Here is a 20,488-nt window from a genome sequence, read left to right on the forward strand (position 1 = left end):
CCGCGCGGACTCTCAGGCGCTGCGGTCGACCGCGCGCAGGGAGCGGTCGGTGATCGACCGGGGCCCGCGACCCAGGGCGACCAGGCCGGACTTGACGAGCTCCCTGATACCGAACGGCTCCAGGTTCTTGACCAGGGCATCGAGCTTCTCGGGATCACCGGTGGCCTCGATGACGACGACGTCCGGGCTGACGTCCACGACGTGCGCGCGGAACAGCTCGGCCGTCTGAAGCACGTGGGTGCGGCTGGACGCGTCGGCCTTGACCTTGACGAGCAGGAGCTCGCGCTGGACCGACGCGGTGGTGTCCATCTCCACGATCTTGACGACGTTCACCAGCTTGTTGAGCTGCTTGGTCACCTGCTCCAAGGGGTGGAGGTCGCAGTTGACCACGATCGTCATCCGGGACAGGCCCGCGTACTCAGTGGTGCTGACGCTGAGCGAGTCGATGTTGAACCCGCGGCGGGAGAAGAGGGAGGAGGCACGCGCGAGGATACCCGGGGTGTCCTCCACCAGAACGGAAAGCGTGTGACGGCTCATGGTGGTTAGGGCCTCTCCTAGTCCTCGTGTTCCCAGGTCGGCGCCATGTCGCGCGCGTACTGGATGCTGTCGTTGCTGACACCTGGGCCGACCATCGGCCAGACCATGGCGTCGTGGTTCACGGTGAAGTCCACGACGACCGGGACGTCATCGATCGACATGGCCTTCTCGATGGTGGCGTCGATGTCCTCGGGGCGCTCGCACCGCAGGCCGACACAACCGTACGCCTCCGAGAGCCGGACGAAGTCGGGGATCCGCACCTTCTCGTCCCTGGGGGCGGTCTGGAGGTCGGTGTTGGAGTAGCGCCCCTCGTAGAACAGGGTCTGCCACTGGCGGACCATGCCCAGGTTGCCGTTGTTGACGACGGCGACCTTGATCGGGACGCCCTCGATCGCGCAGGTGGCGAGCTCCTGGTTGGTCATCTGGAAGCAGCCGTCACCGTCGACCGACCACACCACGCGGTCCGGGTCGCCGACCTTGGCGCCGAGCGCGGCCGGGACCGAGAAGCCCATGGTGCCGAGGCCTCCGGAGTTCATGAAGGCCCCGGGGCGCTCGTAGTCGATGAACTGGGCGGCCCACATCTGGTGCTGGCCGACGCCCGCGACGTAGCTGGCCTCGGGACCGGCGATCCTGCCCAGGCGCTGGATGACGGCCTGCGGGGACAGGCTGCCGTCGGTGGGCTCGTCGAAACCCTTCGGGTAGGTCGTGCGCAGCCGGTTGAGCTGGCTCCACCAGGCGGCGTAGTCGCCCTCGCGGCCCTTCTCCTGGTCGGCCCGCACCGCGACGACCAGGTCCGCCAGCACCTCGCGGCAGTCGCCGACGATCGGCACGTCCGCGTGGCGGTTCTGGAGATCTCCGCGGGGTCGATGTCGGCGTGGACGACCTTGGCGTCGGGGGCGAAGCTGTCGAGCCGGCCGGTGACGCGGTCGCGAAGCGGGCGCCAGGGCGACGATCAGGTCGGCCTTCTGCAGGGCGCCGACGGCGGCGACGTCGCCGTGCATGCCGGGCATGCCCACGCACAGGGGGTGGCTGTCGGGGAAGACGCCGCGGGCCATGAGGGTGGTGACCACGGGCACGCCGGTCAGTTCGGCCAGGACCCGCAGTTCGGCCGAGGCCCCGGCGCGCAGGACGCCGCCGCCCACGTACAGGACCGGGCGCTTGGCCTCGCTGATCATCCGGGCGGCCTCGCGGACCTGTTTGCCGTGCGGCTTGGTGACCGGGCGGTAGCCGGGCAGGTCCAGTCGCTCGGGCCAGGCGAAGTCCGCCGAGGCCTGGAGGGCGTCCTTGGAGATGTCCACCAGGACGGGGCCGGGCCGGCCGGTGGAGGCGATGTGGAAGGCCTCGGCGACCGTGCGCGGGATGTCGCGGACGTTTTTGACGAGGAAGTTGTGCTTGGTGATCGGCATCGTGATGCCGCAGATGTCGGCTTCCTGGAACGCGTCCGTGCCGATCATCGGGGAGGCCACCTGACCGGTGATCGCGACCATGGGGACCGAGTCCATGTGCGCGTCGGCGAGGGGGGTGACGAGGTTGGTGGCTCCGGGGCCGCTGGTCGCCATGCACACCCCGGGGCGACCCGTGGCGTAGGCGTAGCCTCGGCCGCGTGGCCCGCCCCCTGCTCGTGGCGCATCAGGATGTGGCGCACCTTGGCCGAGTCGTAGAGGGGGTCGTAGGCGGGGAGGATGGCGCCACCGGGAATCCCGAAGACAGTGTCAACGCCGGCGTGCTCCAGCGACCTGATCAGCGATTGGGCGCCGGTCATCTGCTCGGTCATCTCAAGATCCTTCAGCGAGGGTCCAGAGCGGCACTGCGGCTCTGGCGTGGTGGTCTGACGGCCTGGTCGGGCAATAAAAAAACCCCCACCGCCGATGCGGTTGAGGGGTGGCGCGCAGCAGAACCAGGTCAGCTGGCTGCGGCGCGCGACCAAGTACGAGAATCAGGGAGTTGCTCTGCACGGTCACAACAGTGACCGAAGGAGTGGTGGCGCGTCAACAAGAACGACGATTTGTCTCACTTTTTGAGACGCGAATTTCAGCATCCGACCGCACACGCTGACATGCTGCACCGTTGAACAGGGCAAACCCGACGAAGCGCCCCGCGCTGTGTAACACAGAACACGCCGGAGGTGTTCCGCGTGTCGCCGTCGGACGGGGACTCGTCCAGTCCGTGGACGGGCCCCGCGACGGTCAGCGGAACAGGTCCTCGGCCCGGTCCACCTTCGCGGCCCGGCGGACCCAGACACGCAGCGTCTCTCGGTCCGTCATCGCGTTGATCCGGTCGCGGACCTCATCGCTGACCACCAGATCCCGGCCCTCCAGGAACTCGATGATCGCCTCGGTGAGGCCCAGGGTCTCTCCCTCACGGAAGGGGCGACCGATGAACTCGGTCTTGAACTCGTAGTCGCGCAGCTTCACGATCTCCTCCAGAGATCCCAGGGCCGCGGCGGACAACGCCGCGAGGACATAGTCAGAGTACAGCGAGGACGTCGACGCATCGAGGCTTCGCAAGGCCACCGACAAGGCCTCCAGCGCGGCTCGGTCCTCGGTGGGATTGGCAGCGATGGCCAGGGCCGTCAACACGGGGTGGTCGGCGGCCACCCGCTTGTCGGTGACGGGCTTGAGCGTGTCGAGGCCCAGTACCGTGGGCCGGACCTCGCCGCAGCCCATGTCGATGGGCTCGTCGTACCTCTGGGCCAGGGCCGAGGTAGGTGTCAGCACCAGCAGGGCGACCGGGCACTTCAGACGCAGTCGGGTGTAGGTGACGTAGGTGGGCCAGGTGTAGAGCTTATGAGGCTCCCACTTGCGCTGCGGCTCGGTGACGATCGCCAGCACGTGCACTGGATCGTCGCCCTCGCCGGGCAGGGGCGGACGTTTACAGACCACGACGTTGTCCGAGTTGATGTACGGGAACGCCGTGCTCGTGGCCTCGGCGGCGTCGCAGCGCACCCGGGTGTGCTCGGGCAACGGCCTCCCGGTGGCCTCCTGGAGCAGCTCCGCCGCGAAACCGGGGTCGTTCCGCAACAGGTCGAGGGGGAACTCGTGTTGGAATGAGGGCATGGCGCCAACGTAGCCAGTACACAGGCATCCGCACGGGTGAACGACGCAACGTCCGGGTATGTCGCCGATGCCCGGGCGCGCACGGCTACAGGCTCGCGCCCGCCTCGCCCCCGACCAGCGCCTCCACGCCGCTGGCGGGCATCGGCCGGGCCACCAGGAAGCCCTGGCCGTGGTCGCAGCCCATCCCCCGTAGCTGTTCGAGCTGCTCGGCGCGTTCGATGCCCTCGGCCACCACCTGCACGCCCAGGTCCCGCCCGAGCTGGATGATCGTGTGGGTGAGCAGCGTGACGGTGTCGTCGCGGCCCAGGTCGGCGGTGAACGACGGGTCGATCTTGATCGCGTCCACGCTCAGCTCGCGCAGGTGCGCCAGGGAGGCGTAGCCCATGCCGTAGTCGTCGATGGCCAGGCGCACGCCCAGCGTCCGCAGCTCGCCGAGGCGCTCGACCGCCTCACCGCCGTCGCCGAGCAGGACGTCCTCGTCCACCTCCAGGGTGAGCACCTCCACGGGCAGCCCCGTCTCGGCGAGGATCCGCTCGACGGACTCCACGAAACGCGGGGACAGCACCTGCTTGGCGGACAGGTTCACCGACAGCCCGATGTCCCAGTCCGAGACCCGCCACACGGCGACCTTCTCGCAGGCCTCCCGGAGGATCCACTCGCCCAGGGGCACGATCATCCCCGACTCCTCGGCCGCGCCCAGGAACGCGTCCGGTCCGACCGCCTCACCGTCGCGGTTCCACCGCACGAGCGCCTCGACCGCCGTCACCTGGGAGGTCCCGAGGTCGACGATCGGCTGGTACTCCAGGAAGAACTCGCCCCGCGCGAGCGCCTCGCGCAACCGGATCTGGAGCTCAAGGCGCGAGACCACCGTGTCGTGCATGTGCGCGGCGTACACCTCCACGTGGCCCGCCCCGCGCTCCTTGGCGCGCGTCATCGCCACGTCGGCGTTGCGCAGCAGCTCACCGCTGTCGATGGTCGGCTCGGCGAACGCCACGCCGATGCTCGCCGTCAGCAGGATGTCCCGGTCGGCCACCGGGAAGGGTTGCGACGCGATCGCCCGCCCCAGCCGTTCGGCCAGGTCCACGACCTGCTGGGCGTGCGGCATCCCCTCGACCAGGACCGAGAACTCGTCGCCGCCCCAGCGCGCGAGCGTGGCCGTGGAGTCCAACTCGCCGCGGAGCCTGCGGGCCGCCTGCCCCAGGAGGTGGTCTCCGCGCACGTGCCCGGCGGAGTCGTTGACCGCGGTGAAACCGTCCAGGTCCAGGAAGATCACCGCGATGTCCCCGGTGGGCTCGTCGCTGATCGAGCGGTGCGCCAGCACGTCGCTCGCCCGCTCCTCCAGGTAGGCCCGGTTCGGCAGCCCGGTGACGCCGTCATGGAAGGTCAGGTGCTCCACCTCGTCCTGGAGCGCCACCTGCGCGCTGATGTCGCGCGTGGTCACGAGCAGGCGCGCGGGCTCGCCCGGCTGCTCGTACAGGGACACCGTCGACTCGGTGTGCCGCCAGGTCCCGTCCGACGCGCGCACGCGCAGGCGCAGGTGGACGCCCTGACTACCCCGGTCGGCGAACAGGTCGGTGACGGCCTCCGTGCGCGTCAGGTCCTCCGGGTGGACGAGCGCGGTGACGGGCGCGGCGAGCACGTCGTCGAGCCGGTAGCCGAACGCCTCCGCCGTGCCCGGGCTGACGTAGTGGACGCCCCCGTCGCGGTCCAGGATGAGGATGACGTCGCCGCTGTTGCGCGCCAGTTCGTGGAAATGCCCCTCGCGGTTGCGCACCATGCGCGACAGGGTCGCGTTCTCCTCCAGCATCCCCAGGACCCGGACGAGCAGCACGACGACGGCGGTCCCCGCGGCCAGCGGAAGCACCGGGGCGACCCCCGGCAGGGCGAGCGAGGCGACCGTCAGGACCACGGTGGCCACCAGCACGGCGCCGATGGCCGCGAGTTCGGGGGCGAACCGGTACAGGCCCCGCCCGGTGATCCGGCGCGGGGTCGCGGCCTGGCGGTGCTCCACGAGCCACGGGAGCGCGCCCAGCAGCGCGAAGCCGAGGAGCTTGACCGGGTACTCGACGCCCCCGGCCACGGGCGGTCCCGTGAGCCGTGTGATCGCGCCGATCAGGTCCGCCCCGGCGATGAGGATCAGCGATCCGATCGCCCACAGCACGGCCCGCCGCGTGCTGTGCGGCGACATGAACACCAAGGGCACCAGCAGGCACAGCACGACGATGTCGGCGACCGGGTAGACCAGCGCGAACCCGAGGAACCCGGCGCCCTCGCCCAGTTCGCTGTAGAGCGGCGCGAAGATCAGCAGCCACACCACGGAGAACACGGCGGCGGCGCAGACGTAGCTGTCGGTGATGTGCCGCAGAGCGGTCCGGAGCCCGCCCGGCCACGGCGCGAACCTGGTGAATCCGACTACGAAGAGTGGCAAAGCGGCGAGGGAGAAGAGGTCACCCAACGTGAGAGAGAACACGGATCCGGAGCTGAGCAGACCGGTGATCCCGTGCGTGAGACCGCCCGCGCACCAGGCGAAGGCGGCGAACGCCAGGTTGCGCAGCGCCGCCGGACCGTCGGCTCCGTCCGCCTGGGCGTCCTGGTCCGCTCCGGTGACGGCCCAGCGGTGCGACGCGTACAACAGGGACGCCCCCGCGACCCCGGCCGCCACGGCGGTGGGCCACTCGGCGAGGTCTCCTGCCACCGTCCCGCCGGCCGTGGGCACGAGCGTCAGCGCGACATGCACCAGGAAGACCGCGCCCACGCCCGACAGCCACAGGTGGCGTGCACTGCTGCCCATCACCGACCTCCCAAGGCACGGGGCCCGGTGCTCACGGCTCCCGGCCCCCGTCGCGCTCTCTCCTCGGACATGGGCCACCAACCTCGCGTCGTTCGACTCCGGGCGCGGCACGGAACCCGCTCGTCCGGGCCCTGGGACCGGGAGCGACCGGCGGTCCGGGAGGGCGCGCGCACCCCCATGTTCGGCCACCCTACGCAACCAAGGTCACACAGCGATTGAGGACCGACTGAGAGTTGACGTCAGAGCCATCACGCTCCGTGATCGACGAGTGTGCGCCGGAGACCCACCGCACACCCGTCCGCGCGCTCAGTTCGCGCCGAGCCTCTCCAGGATGAGTTCGCGGGCACGGCCGGCGTCGGCCTGTCCGCGGGTTGCCTTCATGACCGCGCCGACGAGGGCGCCTGCCGCGGCGACCTTGCCTCCGCGCACCTTGTCCGCGACGTCCGGGTTGGCCGCGATCGCCTCTTCGACGGCCGCGCCGAGCGCGCCGTCGTCGCTGACCACTTTGAGGCCGCGCGCCTCGACGACCGCGTCCGGCCCGCCCTCGCCGGCCAGGACGCCCTCGACGACCTGCCGTGCCAACTTGTTGGTGAGGGTACCCTCGGCGACGAGCGCGATGACCCGGGCCACCTGGCCGGGGGTGATCGGCAGGGAGGGGAGCTCGACCTCCTGCTCGGTGGCGCGGCGGGACAGCTCGTTCAGCCACAGCTTGCGCGCCTCGGCGGACGGCGCGCCCGCGGCGACGGTCGCCTCGACCAGGTCGATGGCGTCGGCGTTGACGAGGTCGCGCAGTTCGGTGTCGGTGAGGTCCCACTCGGCCCGCACGCGGGCGCGCTTGGCCGCGGGCAGTTCGGGCAGCGTGGCGCGCAGCTCCTCGATCCACTCCCGCGAGGCGCCACGGGGACCAGGTCGGGGTCAGGGAAGTACCGGTAGTCCTGGGCCTCCTCCTTGGAGCGGCCGGAGATGCTGCGGCCGGTGTTCTCCTGGAAGTGGCGGGTCTCCTGGACGACCCTGTGTCCGGCGTCCAGCACACCGGCCTGGCGCTCGATCTCGGAGCGGACCGCGCGCTCGACCGAGCGCAGCGAGTTGACGTTCTTGGTCTCGCTGCGGGTGCCCCACTCGTCGGCGCCGTGCTCGTTGACGGACACGTTCACGTCCACGCGCATGGAGCCCTCCTCCATGCGTACGTCGGAGATGCCCAGCGAGCGGGCCAGGTCTCGCAGCTCGGCGGCGTAGGCGCGGGCGACCAGGGGGGCGAGCTCGCCGGTGCCGGTGATGGGCTTGGTGACGATCTCCAACAGCGGGATGCCCGCGCGGTTGTAGTCGACGATCGAGTAGTCGGCTCCGTGGATGCGCCCGGTGGCGCCGCCCACGTGGGAGGTCTTGCCGGTGTCCTCCTCCATGTGGACGCGCTCGATGTCCACCCGGAAGACGCGCGGGCCCTCGGGCGTGTCGACGGTGACGTCGAGGTGGCCGTCGACGCAGATCGGCTCGTCGTACTGGCTGATCTGGTAGTTCTTCGGCATGTCCGGGTAGAAGTAGTTCTTCCGGGCGAACCGCCCCCAGGGCGCGATCGAGCAGTCGAGGGCGAGGCCGAGCCGGATGGCGCTCTCGACGGCCTTCCGGTTGACGACCGGGAGCGATCCGGGCAGTGCGAGGCAGACCGGGCACACCTGGGTGTTGGGCCGCGCGCCGAACGCCGTGGGGCAGGAGCAGAACATCTTGGAGGCGGTGCCCAGCTCGATGTGGGTCTCCAAGCCGAGCACGGGCTCGTACCTGGCCAGCGCCTGCTCGTAGGCCACAGGGGTGGGGCCGCTGTTCGGGGCAGTGCTGGGAGTTACCGCGTGGGCCATCGCCGGGAACCCGTTTCCGTAGAGGACATACCTTCCAGGCCAGCCTACCGAGCGTACGGGGGTGGGCCCGCCCGTCCCCCTTCGGCCCCGCCCGAGGTCACGGGGAGCACACGATTGCACCGCCGTCGTGCCCGGTCACCGTCACCGACGGTGTCGGACCGTTAGTCTGGACGTCCCAGCATCGTGGTTTCGTCGGCTGCCCATCGGGCCGCCGTCCTTTCGCGGGGAGCATGTGAGCGTGTGGAGCATCCTGCGTCGGTGCGCCGCCTTGTTGACGTCGGCCGCCCTGGCCGGCGGGCTGGCCGGCGCTTCCCCAGTCCTGGCCGACGACTTCTCCCGGGTGGACCGCGACCCGGTCGAGGGCACGGCGGTGGTCCTCACCGACGGCGGTGAGCTCCCCACCGCCCTGTTCAGTCTCCGGCTGGGCGGCAGCGACTCCGTGGGCGCCTACACGGCCACCGCCGAGGGCGAGGTGCGCCCGCGCACCGCCTACGTCGAGTCAGCGTGGGACGACGGCACGCAGTGGCCCGAAACCGACACGGTGCCCGGCCCCGCGGACCGGGCCGCGTGGGTGGTCGCCAACTCCTACCCCCACGTCAACCTCACGGAGTTGGCCCTGGCTTCGGCGACGGCGTTCCTCGACGAGCGCCAGGCGATCGCGGGCACCCAGGCGGCGCTGTGGCACGTCCTGGACGGGGCCGAACTGGACCCGGCCGCCAACGACGTCGCGGTGGCCGCGCTGTACGAGTACCTCGTGGCGGGCAGCGAGAGCGCCCCCGACGAGACGACGACGCCGTCCCTGAAGGTCGCCCCGTCCCAGATCGAGGCCGTGGCGCCCGATCGGCCCCTGGGGCCGATCACCGTCACCAGCGCGGGCACGGAGCCGGTCCAGCTCTCGGTTCGGGGCGCGCCCGCGGCCTGGCTGGTCGACGCGGACGGAGAGCAGGTGCGCCGGGTGCGCGACGGCGCGGCGGTCTACCTCGACGTGGACCCGTCGGTCCCGGCCGGGGTGGTGACCCTGCACGCGCGCGGCAGCGACGTGCCGCTGCCCGAGGGACGCCTGTTCACCGGGCGGGACGGCGTGCGGACCCGGCCGCTGGTCACGGCGGAGCCGGGCACGACCACGAGTTCCACCGCAGCGACCCTGACCTGGCACGCCGAGGAGCCGGAGGCGCCTCCAGCCCCGCGCCGCGACCGCCCGCGACCGCCGTTCCCACCCCCACCCCCGGGTCCGGCGCCGAGGCCCCGGTCGAGGTGCCCGCCGCCACACCGACGGACGAACCCGCCCCCGAGTCCGAGGACCGGGTCGAGGACGACGGCTCGCGGGCACCGGGACCTGGCTGTCGGGTCTGCTGGTCATCGCGGGTGCCCTGGTCGTCTCCGGCCTGCTCATCCTGGTGCTGGGTGGCAAACGCCGGAACTGACCGATATGGTTTCGCTCTGGCGTGGAGTCCGGATCAGGACATAAGGCACCGCGTTTTGTACATGTCCGATTCAAGGACAAATTCCCCGGAGTGGGTTGGATACGGCGGACGCGCTCGCTAGTATCGGGCCCGCGGCAGACATTCCACGACGAACGCGGCCCGCTCCCGCGTTGGCGCCCCACCGACGACGCGTCCGCCCCACGGACGCCGTCCCTCACGCGTTCGGACTGTCCGATGAGCGCCCAGACGGCCGCGACGACCCCAAGGACTCGTCGAGCCGCCGCCCGTGGAGGCCGTGCCCGTTCCATCCCCCCTCGTCCACCTGTCCGGGCCTACCGGTAACCCCTAGAACAACCGGGACACAAGTTGATCCAATCGAACCTCCCCCGTTCCACCGCCCGTGTCGGCTTCGCGGCCACCGTGGCGGGCCTGCTCGCCTTCGGGCTGGCCGCGCCGGCGGCCGCCGACCCGGCGGAACCCTACGAGGGCTCCGTCCGCGGCCAGTACGCCGGCACCGCCGAGTCCGGCGAGCGGATCGAGGTGAACGGCCAGCGCACCAGGGTGAGCCTGTTCAAACTGGAGTTGGAGAACGGCGACACGCTCACCACCTACTGCATCGACTTCGAGACCGCGATCCGCAACGACGCGTGGTACCGCGAGGACGCCTGGAGCAACTACCCGGGTCAGGGCGACTTCGCCCAGCCCGCCAAGGTGCACTGGGTCCTCCAGAACGGCTACCCGGCGATCGACACCGCCGCCCTGGCCGAGGCCGCCGGCGCCACCGAGCAGACCACCGACGAACAGGCGCTCTCGGCCACCCAGGCCGCCATCTGGCACTTCAGCAACGGCGCCGAGCTGACCCAGGCGCACGCGAACACCGAGACGATCTACGAGTACCTCACCGAGAACGCCGAGGAGCTCCCGCAGACCGCCGAGCCCAACGCCACGCTCAGCATCACGCCGGGCGAGCTCCGGCGAGCGGGCGCGACCGTCGGCGAGTTCCTCGTCGAGACCAGTGTCGAGGGCGACATCCCGGTCGAGCTCGGCGACGGCGTCCCCGAGGGCGTCGAGCTGATCGACCTGGAGTCCGGCGAGGCCGTGGACGCGGTCGGCAACGGCGACACCGTCGGCTTCTCCGTCCCCGGGGACGCCGAGGACGGCTCCGCCTCCTTCAGCCTGTCCGCGACCGCCACGGTGCAGACCGGCCGCCTGTTCAAGGGCGAGGACGAGAACACGCCGACCCAGACGCTCATCACCGCCCAGGAGGGCGAGGTCGAGGTCTCCGCCTCCGCCTCCGCCACCTGGACCGCCGTCGAGGAGGAGCCGGAGCCCTCCCCGAGCCCGGAGCCGACCCCGAGCCCGAGCCCGGAGCCGTCCCCGGAGCCGACCCCGACCCCGTCCGACACCCCCACCCCGACCACGCCGCCCACGGACGACCGTGACCAGCCGTCCCTGCCGGTCACCGGTGGCGCTCTGGCCGGTCTGGTGGCCGCCGGTATCGCGGCCCTGGGCGCCGGCGCGGGCGCGATCTACCTGAGCCGCAAGCGCAAGTCCGCCGCCAACGACTCCGTCGAGGGCTGACGGTACCTCCCGGGGCCGCCGCTTCGGTGCGGCCCCGGTTCGGCCGCGAGTGAGCGGTCGTGCACGAGGGGCCCGTCCGTGTGAGTGATCACAGGGGCGGGCCCCTCGCCCGTTCCCGGCGCCGCACCCCGCGGCACGCCGACCCGGCCGCCGGACACACGTGTGCCCGCCGTGTCGGACACGGCGGGCACGGGCGATCGATCCGGGACGGGCCCCGGCTAGACCGCGTAGGGGTTGCGGGCGAGCAGGTCGCCATCGCGCTCGGACAGGGCGCGTTCGACGGCCGCCGCCACCCGGTAGGTGCGGTCGTCCGCCAGGGCCGGAGCCATGATCTGGAAGCCGACGGGCAGACCGTCCTCGGGCGCGAGGCCGCACGGCACCGACAGCGACGCGTTCCCGGCCAGGTTGGACGGGATCGTGCACAGGTCGGCCAGGTACATCGCCATCGGGTCGTCCAGGCGCTCGCCGATCGGGAACGCGGTGGTCGGCGTGGTCGGGGAGACCAGCACGTCCACGTTCTCGAAGGCGGCGTCGAAGTCGCGCTTGATGAGCGTGCGCACCTGCTGGGCACTGCCGTAGTAGGCGTCGTAGTACCCGCTGGACAGCGCGTAGGTGCCCAGGACGATACGGCGCTTGACCTCGGCGCCGAAGCCCTGCGCGCGGGTCAGCGACATGACCTCCTCGGCGCTGCGCGTGCCGTCGTCGCCGACACGGAGGCCGTAGCGCATGGCGTCGAAGCGGGCCAGGTTCGAGGAGCACTCGCTGGGAGCGATGAGGTAGTACGCCGACAGCGCCGCGTCGAAACTCGGGCAGGACAGCTCCACGACCTTGGCGCCCAGCGACTCCAGGAGCTCGACGGTCTCGCGGAAGCGCTGGCGCACCCCCGCCTGGAAACCGTCGCCGTCCAGCTCCTTGACCACGCCGACCCGCAGGCCGTCGACGTCGCCCACGCGGGCGGCGTCCGCGACCGGAGGCACCGGCGCGTCGACGGAGGTGGAGTCGTGCGGGTCGTGGCCGGAGAACGCCTCGTGGAGCAGTGCGGCGTCGAGCACGTTGCGCGCGAGCGGACCGGGGGTGTCCAGGGAGGAGGCGAAGGCGATCAGCCCGAACCTGGAGGAGCCGCCGTAGGTGGGCTTGCCGCCGACCAGGCCGCACACGGCGGCGGGCTGGCGGATGGAGCCGCCGGTGTCGGTGCCGGTGGCCAGGGGCGCCTCGAAGGCGGCCACGGCCGCGGAGGAGCCGCCGGAGGAGCCGCCGGGGATGCGGTCGGTGTCCCACGGGTTGCGGGTGACGTGGTAGGCGGAGTTCTCCGTGGACGAACCCATGGCGAACTCGTCCATGTTGGTCTTGCCCAGGATGACGAGACCGGCCTCGCGCAGGCGCGCGGTGACGGTGGCGTCGTAGGGGGGGCGCCAGTCCTGGAGGATCTTCGAGGCGGCTGTGGTGGGCATGTCCTTGGTGGCGAACACGTCCTTGTGCGCGACCGGGACACCGGCGAGCGGCCCCAGCTCCTCGCCGGCGGCGCGGCGGGCGTCCACCGCGCGGGCCTGGGCGAGCGCCGACTCACGGCCGACGTGCAGGAAGGCGCCGATCTGCCCGTCGACGGCGCCGATCCGGTCGAGGTAGGCGGCGGTGGCCTCCTCGGAGGAGACCTCACCGGTCCCGATGGCCGCGCCGAGTTCGGCTGCGGTCAGGCTGACGACCTCGCTCATCACTCCTCCTCCCCGAGGATCCGCGGAACCCGGAAGCGCTGGTCCTCCACCGCGGGGGCCCCGGACAGGGCCTGCTCGGGCGTGAGGCAGGGTCGGGCCTCGTCGGGACGGTAGACGTTGGTCAGCGGCAGCGCGTGCGAGCTGGGCGGGATGTCGCCCTGGGCGACCTCCTGCACCTTGGTCACGGCGGTGAGGATGTCACCGAGCTGGACGGCGAGCGTGTCGAGCTCGCCCTCGTCGAGCGCCAACCGCGCCAACCGGGCGAGGTGCGCGACCTCATCGCGGGTGATGGCGGTCATCAGAACCATTTCTTCGGCGGACTGTCGTACCGGCCCAATCCTATGGCTCCGCGACCGGTCCCGACGCCGACCGGGGGACGAACCGGCGCCGCGCGAAGGAGTGGCGGGCGAAGGCTCCGGCGAGTGCGCCCCGGCCTCTTCCACCGAGCCACCCGGGGACGTCGCGAGCGGCGAGCGCGGGCGAGAAGTAGTGGCCCTGGGCGGCGTGGCAGCCGGTGTCCTCGGCCGCGCGGGCGAGTTCACGGGTCTGGACGCCCTCGGCGGTGGCGCTCATCCCCAGGGCCCTGACCAGGGCGATGGCCGCGCGGACGACGGTGTGGCCGTTGTCGGAGTCGTCGGTCAGCCGCGCGGTGAACGACTCGTGGATCTTGACCTCGTCCAGGGGGAGCCCGGCGAGTTGGGCGAGGGTGAAGTGTCCGGTGCCGAAGTCGTCGAGGGCCAGGCCGACGCCGAGGCCGCGCAGCGCCCGGACGGCGGCCGTGGCGGCCTGGGTGTCGGTGATGAGCGCCTGTTCGCCGATCTCCAGGACGAGCTGCTCGGGCGGGACCCCGTGCTCGCGCAGCGCGGCGTTCACCGTGCCGGGCAGGGCCGGGTCGAGGAGTTCGCGCATGCTGAGGTTGACGGAGACGGGCAGGTCGATCCCGCCCTGGCGCCATTCCGCGACGCGGGCGAGGGTGGTGTCCAGGACCTGGCCGGTGAACGCGCGGAACAGGTTGGACTGCTGCACGACCGGTATGAACTCGTCGGGGGTGAGCAGTCCCCGGGTCGGGTGCCGCCAGCGGGCGAGGGCCTCCAGGCCGACGGGGTGGCCGTCGCTGAGACAGACCTTGGGTTGGTAGTACATCTCCAGGGCGCCCTCGGTGAGGCCGCGCCGAAGCTCGCTGAAGAGGCTGAGGCGGGCGGTGGAGTTGCGGTCCTTGCCCGGGTCGTAGGACTCGACTCCGGTCCGGGCGCTCTTGGCGACGTACATGGCGACATCGGCGCGCTGCATGAGCAGTTCGAAGTCGGGGGCGTCGCAGGGGAAGAGCGCGATGCCGATGCTGGCCTCCAGGTCGAAGTCCAAGCCGTCGAGGCGTACGGGTTCGGCGAGGGCGTCGCGGAGGCGGGCGGCGACCTCGCGGGCGGAGGCGGTGTCGCGGACCTTGGGCAGCAGGACGGCGAACTCGTCCCCGCCGAGCCGGGCGACGAGGTCGCCTGGACGCACGCTGTGGGTGAGCCGTTGGGCGACCGTCTGCAGGAGGCGGTCCCCGGTGGGGTGGCCGAGGGTGTCATTGACCTCCTTGAACCGGTCGAGGTCGAGCAGGAGCAGGCCGACCCGGCTGCCGCGCTGCTGGGCGTGGCCGATGTCCTGGCGGGCGCGCACGGTCAGACAGGCGCGGTTGGCCAGGCCGGTGAGTTCGTCGTGGTTGGCCTGGTGGTCGCGCTTGACCGAGAGCAGCACGCTGGTGTAGAAGGCGCCCAGGGGCACGGCGAACAGCGGCACGTACAGCACGGAGTGGGTCATGGCGGTGACGACCAGCGGTGCGAGGCTGAGCAGGACTCCGTTGACGTAGACCTGCTGGCCGAGCCCCTTGACCATGACCTGCGCCAGCGGCGCTCGTTCGTGCATGGCGACCGCGCACATGACCAGGACGCGGTTGACCGCGAAGTAGGCGGCTCCGGCGAGGGCGACGGCGACGAGCTCACCGCCCTCGGGCATCCAGGGGACGCCCATGACGAATGGCAGGGCCAGGCGCAGGACCGCGTCGGCCACGCCGAGGGAGAGCGTGTACTGGGCGGCGTTGAACGCGATCCGGTGGCCGGCGTGGCCGCTGACGAACCCGCCGACGCCGGTGGCCACGGCCTGGAGGAGGGCGGCGACCGGGAGCCCGAAGAAGAGGACGACGGCGAAGGAGAACGGCAGGGAGGTGGGGGTGCCGCTGTTGGGCGGCTGGCCGGGCATGGAGATCGGTCTGAGCTCGCCGAGGACGATCATGCACAGCAGGACCCACAGCAGGGGTTCGGAGACCAGTGACTGGAGCTGGGCGAGGCCGAGTTCGAGGCTGGCGAAGACGAGCAGGCCCAGACCGGCGAGCATGGTGCTCGCCATGTACAGCCAGAGTGGTGTCCCGGCCCGGGGACCGATGTCCCTGGTGCTGATGGGGTCCTTCATCCGTGGTCCTCGTGAGGGGGACGCGGAGACGGGCGACGCCTGTGACGCCGCTGCTCCTCTGAGTCGAGGCTCCCACGAAACGGCCACCCCTCATGGCCGAATCCGGGATTTGGATGTGTCCACATCCATGCGCGTGATGTCCAGCTTACGCGGTTTCATCACCAACTGTCGCGTACCCGAGACTATCCGTGAAACACGGTGCGTAACGGCGGTGGACGGGGCGGGACCGGCCGGGATCCCCTCGACCGGGCCCGCCGTGTCCGCCCCGGGCCTCCGACGCGGTGATCCGGCTCGCCCACGGGCCGGCACGCACACCGTCCGAGCCCCCCGGGACCGCACCCTAGGTCCCGGAGGCCGCCTCGCCGTCACCGTCGGTGTCCCCGGGAGGGTTCGTCCGCTCCCGCACGGCCGCTTCCGGCCCCGACTCCAGGAGGACGCGAAAGCCCCGCTCGTCGAGGATCGGCACCCCCAGCTTGACCGCCTTGTCGTACTTGGAGCCGGGGCTCTCCCCCGCCACCACGAAACTGGTCTTCTTCGACACCGACGACGTCGCGCGCCCGCCCCGCCCGGCGATCGCCTCCTTGGCGCTGTCGCGGGTGAAGCCCTCCAGGCCACCCGTCACCACGATGGACAGGTCCTTGAGCAGGTCCGACCCGTACTCGGGCGCCTCGTCCTCCATCCGGACCCCGGCATCGCGCCACTTGCGGACGATCTCGGCGTGCCAGTCGACCTCGAACCACTCCCGGATGGACGTCGCGATGGTCGGACCGATGCCGTCGACGGAGGCCAGTTCCTCCTCGTCGGCCTCGCGGATGGCGTCCATGGACCGGAAGTGGCGGGCGAGGTCCTCGGCCGCGCGCGGGCCCACGTGCCGGATGGACAGGGCCACCAAAACCCGCCACAGCGGCTTCCGCTTGGCCTCCTCCAGCTGCTCGAAGAGTTTCTCGACGGTCTTCTTGGGCTCGCCCTCCTTGTTGGCGAAGAAGGACACCACCTTGGGATCGCCGGTCTTGGGGTCGGTCTTGGGCTCGGTGGTGTCGGGGTCCAGGACGTACGTGCGGATGGGCAGCAACTGGTCGACGGTGAGGTCGAACAGGTCACCCTCGTCGCGCAGCGGCGGCTCGGAGGGTTCGAGCGGCTGGGTGAGGGCGGTGGCGGCCACGTAGCCGAGCGCCTCGATGTCCAGGGCCTTGCGTCCGGCGATGAAGGCGACGCGTTCGCGCAGCTGGCCCGGGCAGGAGCGGGCGTTGGGGCAGCGCAGGTCGACGTCGCCCTCCTTCTGCTGGCCGAGCTCGGCGCCGCACTCGGGGCAGCGCTCGGGCATGACGAACGCGCGCTCGTCGCCGGTGCGCAGGTCCACGACCGGGCCCACGATCTCGGGGATGACGTCGCCCGCCTTGCGCAGGACCACGGTGTCGCCGATCAGCACTCCCTTGCGGGCGACCTCCTGGGCGTTGTGCAAAGTGGCGAACTCGACCTCGGACCCGGCCACAACCACCGGCTCCATCACGCCGTACGGGGTGACCCGGCCGGTCCGTCCCACACCGACCTTGATGTCGACGAGCTTGGTGGTCACCTCCTCGGGCGGGTACTTGTACGCGATCGCCCAGCGGGGGGCGCGGCTGGTGGACCCCAGGCGACGTTGCAGGCCGAAGTCGTCGACCTTGATGACGATGCCGTCGATCTCGTAGGCGGGCACGTGGCGGTCGCGCTCGTAGCGGGCGACGTACCGGCGGACCGCGTCCATGGAGTCGACGACCTCGTAGCGGTCGCTGAGCGGCAACCCCCACTCGCCGAGGAGCGTGTAGGCCTGGGACTGGCTGGTCAGGGCGACTCCGCCCGACGAGACCTCGCCGCCGGCCGGCTCGTAGGCGCCCACACCGTGCACGATCATCGACAGCGGACGCGTGGCCGTGACGCGCGGGTCCTTCTGCCGCAGCGACCCGGCGGCGGCGTTGCGCGGGTTGGCGAAGACGTGCTCGCCCGCGTCGGCCATGCGTCGGTTGAGCCGCTCGAAGTCCTCGACGGGCAGGAAGACCTCGCCGCGCACCTCCAGGAGCCGGGGAGCGGGCCGGACCGACTCGTCGAGGCGTTCGGGGACCACGTCGATGGTGCGGATGTTGGGGGTGATGTCCTCACCGACGCGTCCGTCGCCGCGGGTGGCCGCGCGCACGAGACGGCCGCGCTCGTAGACGAGGTCGACCGCGAGGCCGTCGATCTTGAGTTCGCACAGGTAGGCGTCCACCGGGACCTCGGAGCTGGCGCGGTCGGCCCAGGCGCCCAGCTCGTCGTAGTCGAAGGCGTTGCCCAGGCTCTCCATCCGCACCAGGTGCTCGACCTCCGCGAAGTCGACGCTGATGGGGGCGCCGACCTTCTGCGACGGCGAGTCCTGGGTGACGAGGATGGGGTGGCGCCGCTCGATGTCGAGCAGCTCGCCCATGAACTGGTCGTACTCGGCGTCGGAGACGACGGGCTTGCCGAGGTAGTACCGGTAACTGTAGTCGTCCAGTTCCTGACACAGCTGCTCGTGTCGGTCGCGGACCTCGTCGGGAACGTGGATGGAGTCGTCGTGCGCGCTCACTGCCTGCCTTTCTTCTGCTCTCGTTCTCGCCCGCCGCGGTCGCGGACCCGGGGTGCGCCTACCCGCGGGGTTCGTCCCGCAGGACCCGGGCTCCGGAGCGCGCCGTGTCGAGGGCGGCGCGCGCGTGCTCGGGCGAGGCGCCCGCGAGCCCGCACGTGGGCGAGGTGACCACCGCGCGGGAGAGCAGGTCAGGGGTGAATCCCAGCCGGTTCCACAGCTCGCGTACGGGATCGACCGTAGCCGCCGGATCGGACATTCGAGGGAACCGCGCCGAAGGCGTCCGTCGAGGGTGTCCCGTCCCGCCGCGGAGCGGTCCCCGGGCGGTGGCGGGCGACGGGCGGGCATCGGCGCGCGTGCCGTCGAGGGAGGGGACGACGCCGAGGATCAGCCCGACGCCGGCCTCGACGGCGGTGCCGACCATCTCGTCGTGGTCCCGGTCGAGCAGCAGCGCGTCGAGGCTGAGGGCACGGGCTCCGCTGCGGCGCATGAGGTCGATGGGGGCCCCTGCGGAGCAGCAGTGGGCGACGGGGACCGCCCCGGCGTCGTCGAGGGCCTCGAAGAGCACGCGCAGAGCCCCCTCGACGTGGACGCGGTCGACGGCGGGCAGGCGCCCGTACCCGCTGGCCGTGGGGAGGGAGCCGAGGAGGACGGCGGGCAGGGAGGGTTCGTCGACCTGGACGAGGAGGCGGGCGCCGGGCACGCGGCGGCGGACGTCGGCGACGTGGGCGAGGACGCCCTCCAGGTGGGACTCGGCCAGGTCCCGGCGGGCGCCCCGGTCGGAGACGAGGCGCTGACCGGAACGGAGTTCGATCGACGCGGCGAGCGTCCACGGCCCGGCGACCTGGATCTTCAGGGCGCCCTGGAAGCCGTGCGCGTGCTCGGCGAGGGCGTCCAGGTCGTAGGACATGAGGCTGGTGGCGCGTGCGACGTCGCGGCCGGGGCTGTCGACGACCCGCCAACCGCTGGGCTGGACCTCGACGGGGAAGTCGACGAGGAGACCGCCGGTGCGGCCGATCATGTCGCGCGACGCGCGCGCGGGGAGTTCGGGAAGGTGCGGCAGGTCGGGGAGTTCGCCGAGGACGGTGCGGACGGCCTCGTCGGGGTCCTCCCCCGGCCAGGACCCGACACCGGTCGCGGAGGCGTCGGGCCAGGGGTAGTGGTGCTGTTCGGTCACGTTGCCCAAGGTTAGGGCAACGGGGTGCGGATGACGCGCGACCGGCGGAGGTCGTGTCCGCGGCGCGGCCGGGCCAAGCCCCGTACGCGGACGGGGTCACCGCCCGGGGGCGGCGCGGTCCGTGTCCGGGCCCGTGGGAGTGGGCGGCCCGTCGACGCGACCCACCCAGGGACCGGTATAGCATGGACGGTATAGTTATTCGGATCTGGAGAAGGGCGCCGCGTGATCGAGATACTGACCCCCGCCGGACTGGCCCGCGCGAAGGACGCGGGCGCGTTGGTCGCCGACATCCTGAGCACGCTCAGGAGCCGCAGCGCGGTCGGCACGAACCTCCTGGACATCGACCGGTGGGCCGCGGCCATGATCGCCGAGGCGGGGGCGCTGTCCTGTTACGTCGAATACGCGCCGCCCTTCGGACGCGGCCCGTTCGGCCACCACGTCTGCACGGCCGTGAACGACGCCGTGCTCCACGGACGCCCCCACGACCGCGCGCTCGCCGACGGCGATCTGCTCACGCTCGACCTCGCCCTCGCCCTGGGAGGAGTCGCCGCGGACGCCGCCGTCAGCTTCGTCGTGGGCGACACGCGACCCCCGCAGAGCGTCGCGATGATCGACGCGACCGAACGCGCGCTGACCGCGGGGATCGCCGCCGCCCGGCCCGGGGCCCGTGTCGGCGACGTCTCCCACGCCATCGGCACGGTCCTCAGCGGGGCGGGGTATCCGATCAACACCGAGTACGGAGGCCACGGCATCGGATCGACGATGCACCAGGACCCGCACGTTCCGAACACCGGACGGCCCGGCCGCGGCCACAGGCTGCGCCCCGGGCTGCTGCTGGCGCTGGAGCCGTGGGTCATGGCGGACACCGCCGAACTCGTCATCGACGCCGACGGGTGGACGCTGCGCAGTGCGACGGGCTGCCGGGCGGCGCACAGTGAGCACACGATCGCCATCACCGACGACGGGGCCGAGATCCTCACCGTGCCGGGGTAGGCGCGGCTCGGGTGCGAAGCCTCCGCGACCCTCGTCCCCAGGCGCCGCACCTCCCCTCGTCGGCGGGAGTGCGGTGCCGACGACGACGGCGACAGCGGCGGGCGGCCCAGGCGGAGCCCGTCCACAGGGACGGGGATGGCTCTGGTGTCAGCTTCTCGGCCCTGAAGGACTGAGCTTGCGGTCGAACACCTGACTGGCAGCCAGGAACGTCCACCGCGTCTTACCCCGATCCTAGGATCCGGGTGGGACGTGTGACTTGCGCCCCGCGTTCCACACAACCCCGCCACGGTGGGCGATGTTGCGGGAAGCGTTCCGGTCGGCGTGCGCAACGACGC

At 71.7% G+C, this 20,488-nt stretch carries 11 protein-coding genes and 2 pseudogenes; 3 read left to right on the forward strand and 10 right to left on the reverse strand.

What is annotated here, in order from left to right:
- Positions 1 to 12: 12 nt before the first annotated feature.
- The 5 genes and pseudogenes from ilvN to gatB all read right to left on the reverse strand — a co-directional run bounded on the left by ilvN (position 13) and on the right by gatB (position 8,186).
- A complete protein-coding gene (gene ilvN / locus BJF83_RS17635) occupies positions 13 to 537 on the reverse strand; it encodes an acetolactate synthase small subunit (RefSeq protein ID WP_075927147.1) in 525 nt (174 codons plus the stop codon).
- 17 nt (positions 538 to 554) lie between these two features.
- Positions 555 to 2,311: pseudogene (locus BJF83_RS17640) on the reverse strand (acetolactate synthase large subunit).
- A gap of 412 nt (positions 2,312 to 2,723) precedes the next feature.
- Positions 2,724 to 3,593: a hypothetical protein gene (locus BJF83_RS17645; RefSeq protein ID WP_187347174.1), complete on the reverse strand. Its 870-nt coding sequence runs from the start codon at positions 3,591 to 3,593 to the stop codon at positions 2,724 to 2,726.
- 85 nt (positions 3,594 to 3,678) lie between these two features.
- A complete protein-coding gene (locus tag BJF83_RS17650) occupies positions 3,679 to 6,384 on the reverse strand; it encodes a bifunctional diguanylate cyclase/phosphodiesterase (RefSeq protein ID WP_075927148.1) in 2,706 nt (901 codons plus the stop codon).
- 306 nt (positions 6,385 to 6,690) lie between these two features.
- Positions 6,691 to 8,186: pseudogene (gene gatB / locus BJF83_RS17655) on the reverse strand (Asp-tRNA(Asn)/Glu-tRNA(Gln) amidotransferase subunit GatB).
- A gap of 289 nt (positions 8,187 to 8,475) precedes the next feature.
- Between gatB and BJF83_RS17660 the strand changes: the two are divergent.
- Both BJF83_RS17660 and BJF83_RS17665 read left to right on the forward strand, forming a co-directional pair.
- On the forward strand, positions 8,476 to 9,705 hold the full coding sequence (locus BJF83_RS17660) for a thioester domain-containing protein (protein ID WP_262391643.1): 1,230 nt from the start codon (positions 8,476 to 8,478) through the stop codon (positions 9,703 to 9,705).
- Between the two features lie 322 nt (positions 9,706 to 10,027).
- Positions 10,028 to 11,242 carry a thioester domain-containing protein gene (locus tag BJF83_RS17665; RefSeq protein WP_075927149.1) on the forward strand — a complete coding sequence of 405 codons (1,215 nt, stop codon included), beginning with the start codon at positions 10,028 to 10,030 and terminating at the stop codon, positions 11,240 to 11,242.
- A 218-nt stretch (positions 11,243 to 11,460) separates the two neighbouring features.
- Here BJF83_RS17665 and gatA read toward each other — a convergent pair whose 3' ends face one another.
- The 5 genes from gatA to BJF83_RS17690 form a co-directional block, all read right to left on the reverse strand.
- On the reverse strand, positions 11,461 to 12,954 hold the full coding sequence (gene gatA / locus BJF83_RS17670) for an Asp-tRNA(Asn)/Glu-tRNA(Gln) amidotransferase subunit GatA (RefSeq protein WP_075927150.1): 1,494 nt from the start codon (positions 12,952 to 12,954) through the stop codon (positions 11,461 to 11,463).
- The gene (gatC, locus tag BJF83_RS17675) at positions 12,954 to 13,253 is read right to left on the reverse strand and encodes an Asp-tRNA(Asn)/Glu-tRNA(Gln) amidotransferase subunit GatC (RefSeq protein ID WP_075927167.1); all 300 of its coding nucleotides are present in this window, start codon (positions 13,251 to 13,253) and stop codon (positions 12,954 to 12,956) included. Before gatC ends, gatA begins: the two co-directional genes overlap by 1 nt.
- A gap of 40 nt (positions 13,254 to 13,293) precedes the next feature.
- Positions 13,294 to 15,405, reverse strand: coding sequence for a bifunctional diguanylate cyclase/phosphodiesterase (locus tag BJF83_RS17680; protein ID WP_075927151.1), 2,112 nt, complete (start codon positions 15,403 to 15,405; stop codon positions 13,294 to 13,296).
- 340 nt (positions 15,406 to 15,745) lie between these two features.
- Entirely contained in the window at positions 15,746 to 17,986 is a 2,241-nt protein-coding gene (gene ligA, locus BJF83_RS17685) for an NAD-dependent DNA ligase LigA (RefSeq protein ID WP_075927152.1), read from the reverse strand.
- Between the two features lie 58 nt (positions 17,987 to 18,044).
- Entirely contained in the window at positions 18,045 to 19,160 is a 1,116-nt protein-coding gene (locus tag BJF83_RS17690) for a methionine synthase (protein ID WP_075927168.1), read from the reverse strand.
- A 222-nt stretch (positions 19,161 to 19,382) separates the two neighbouring features.
- Here BJF83_RS17690 and map point away from each other — a divergent pair, with 222 nt between their 5' ends.
- Positions 19,383 to 20,153: a type I methionyl aminopeptidase gene (gene map, locus BJF83_RS17695; RefSeq protein WP_075927153.1), complete on the forward strand. Its 771-nt coding sequence runs from the start codon at positions 19,383 to 19,385 to the stop codon at positions 20,151 to 20,153.
- Positions 20,154 to 20,488 lie beyond the last annotated feature (335 nt).

This window comes from Nocardiopsis sp. CNR-923, assembly GCF_001942255.1.
In the GTDB taxonomy this organism is placed as follows: domain Bacteria; phylum Actinomycetota; class Actinomycetes; order Streptosporangiales; family Streptosporangiaceae; genus Nocardiopsis.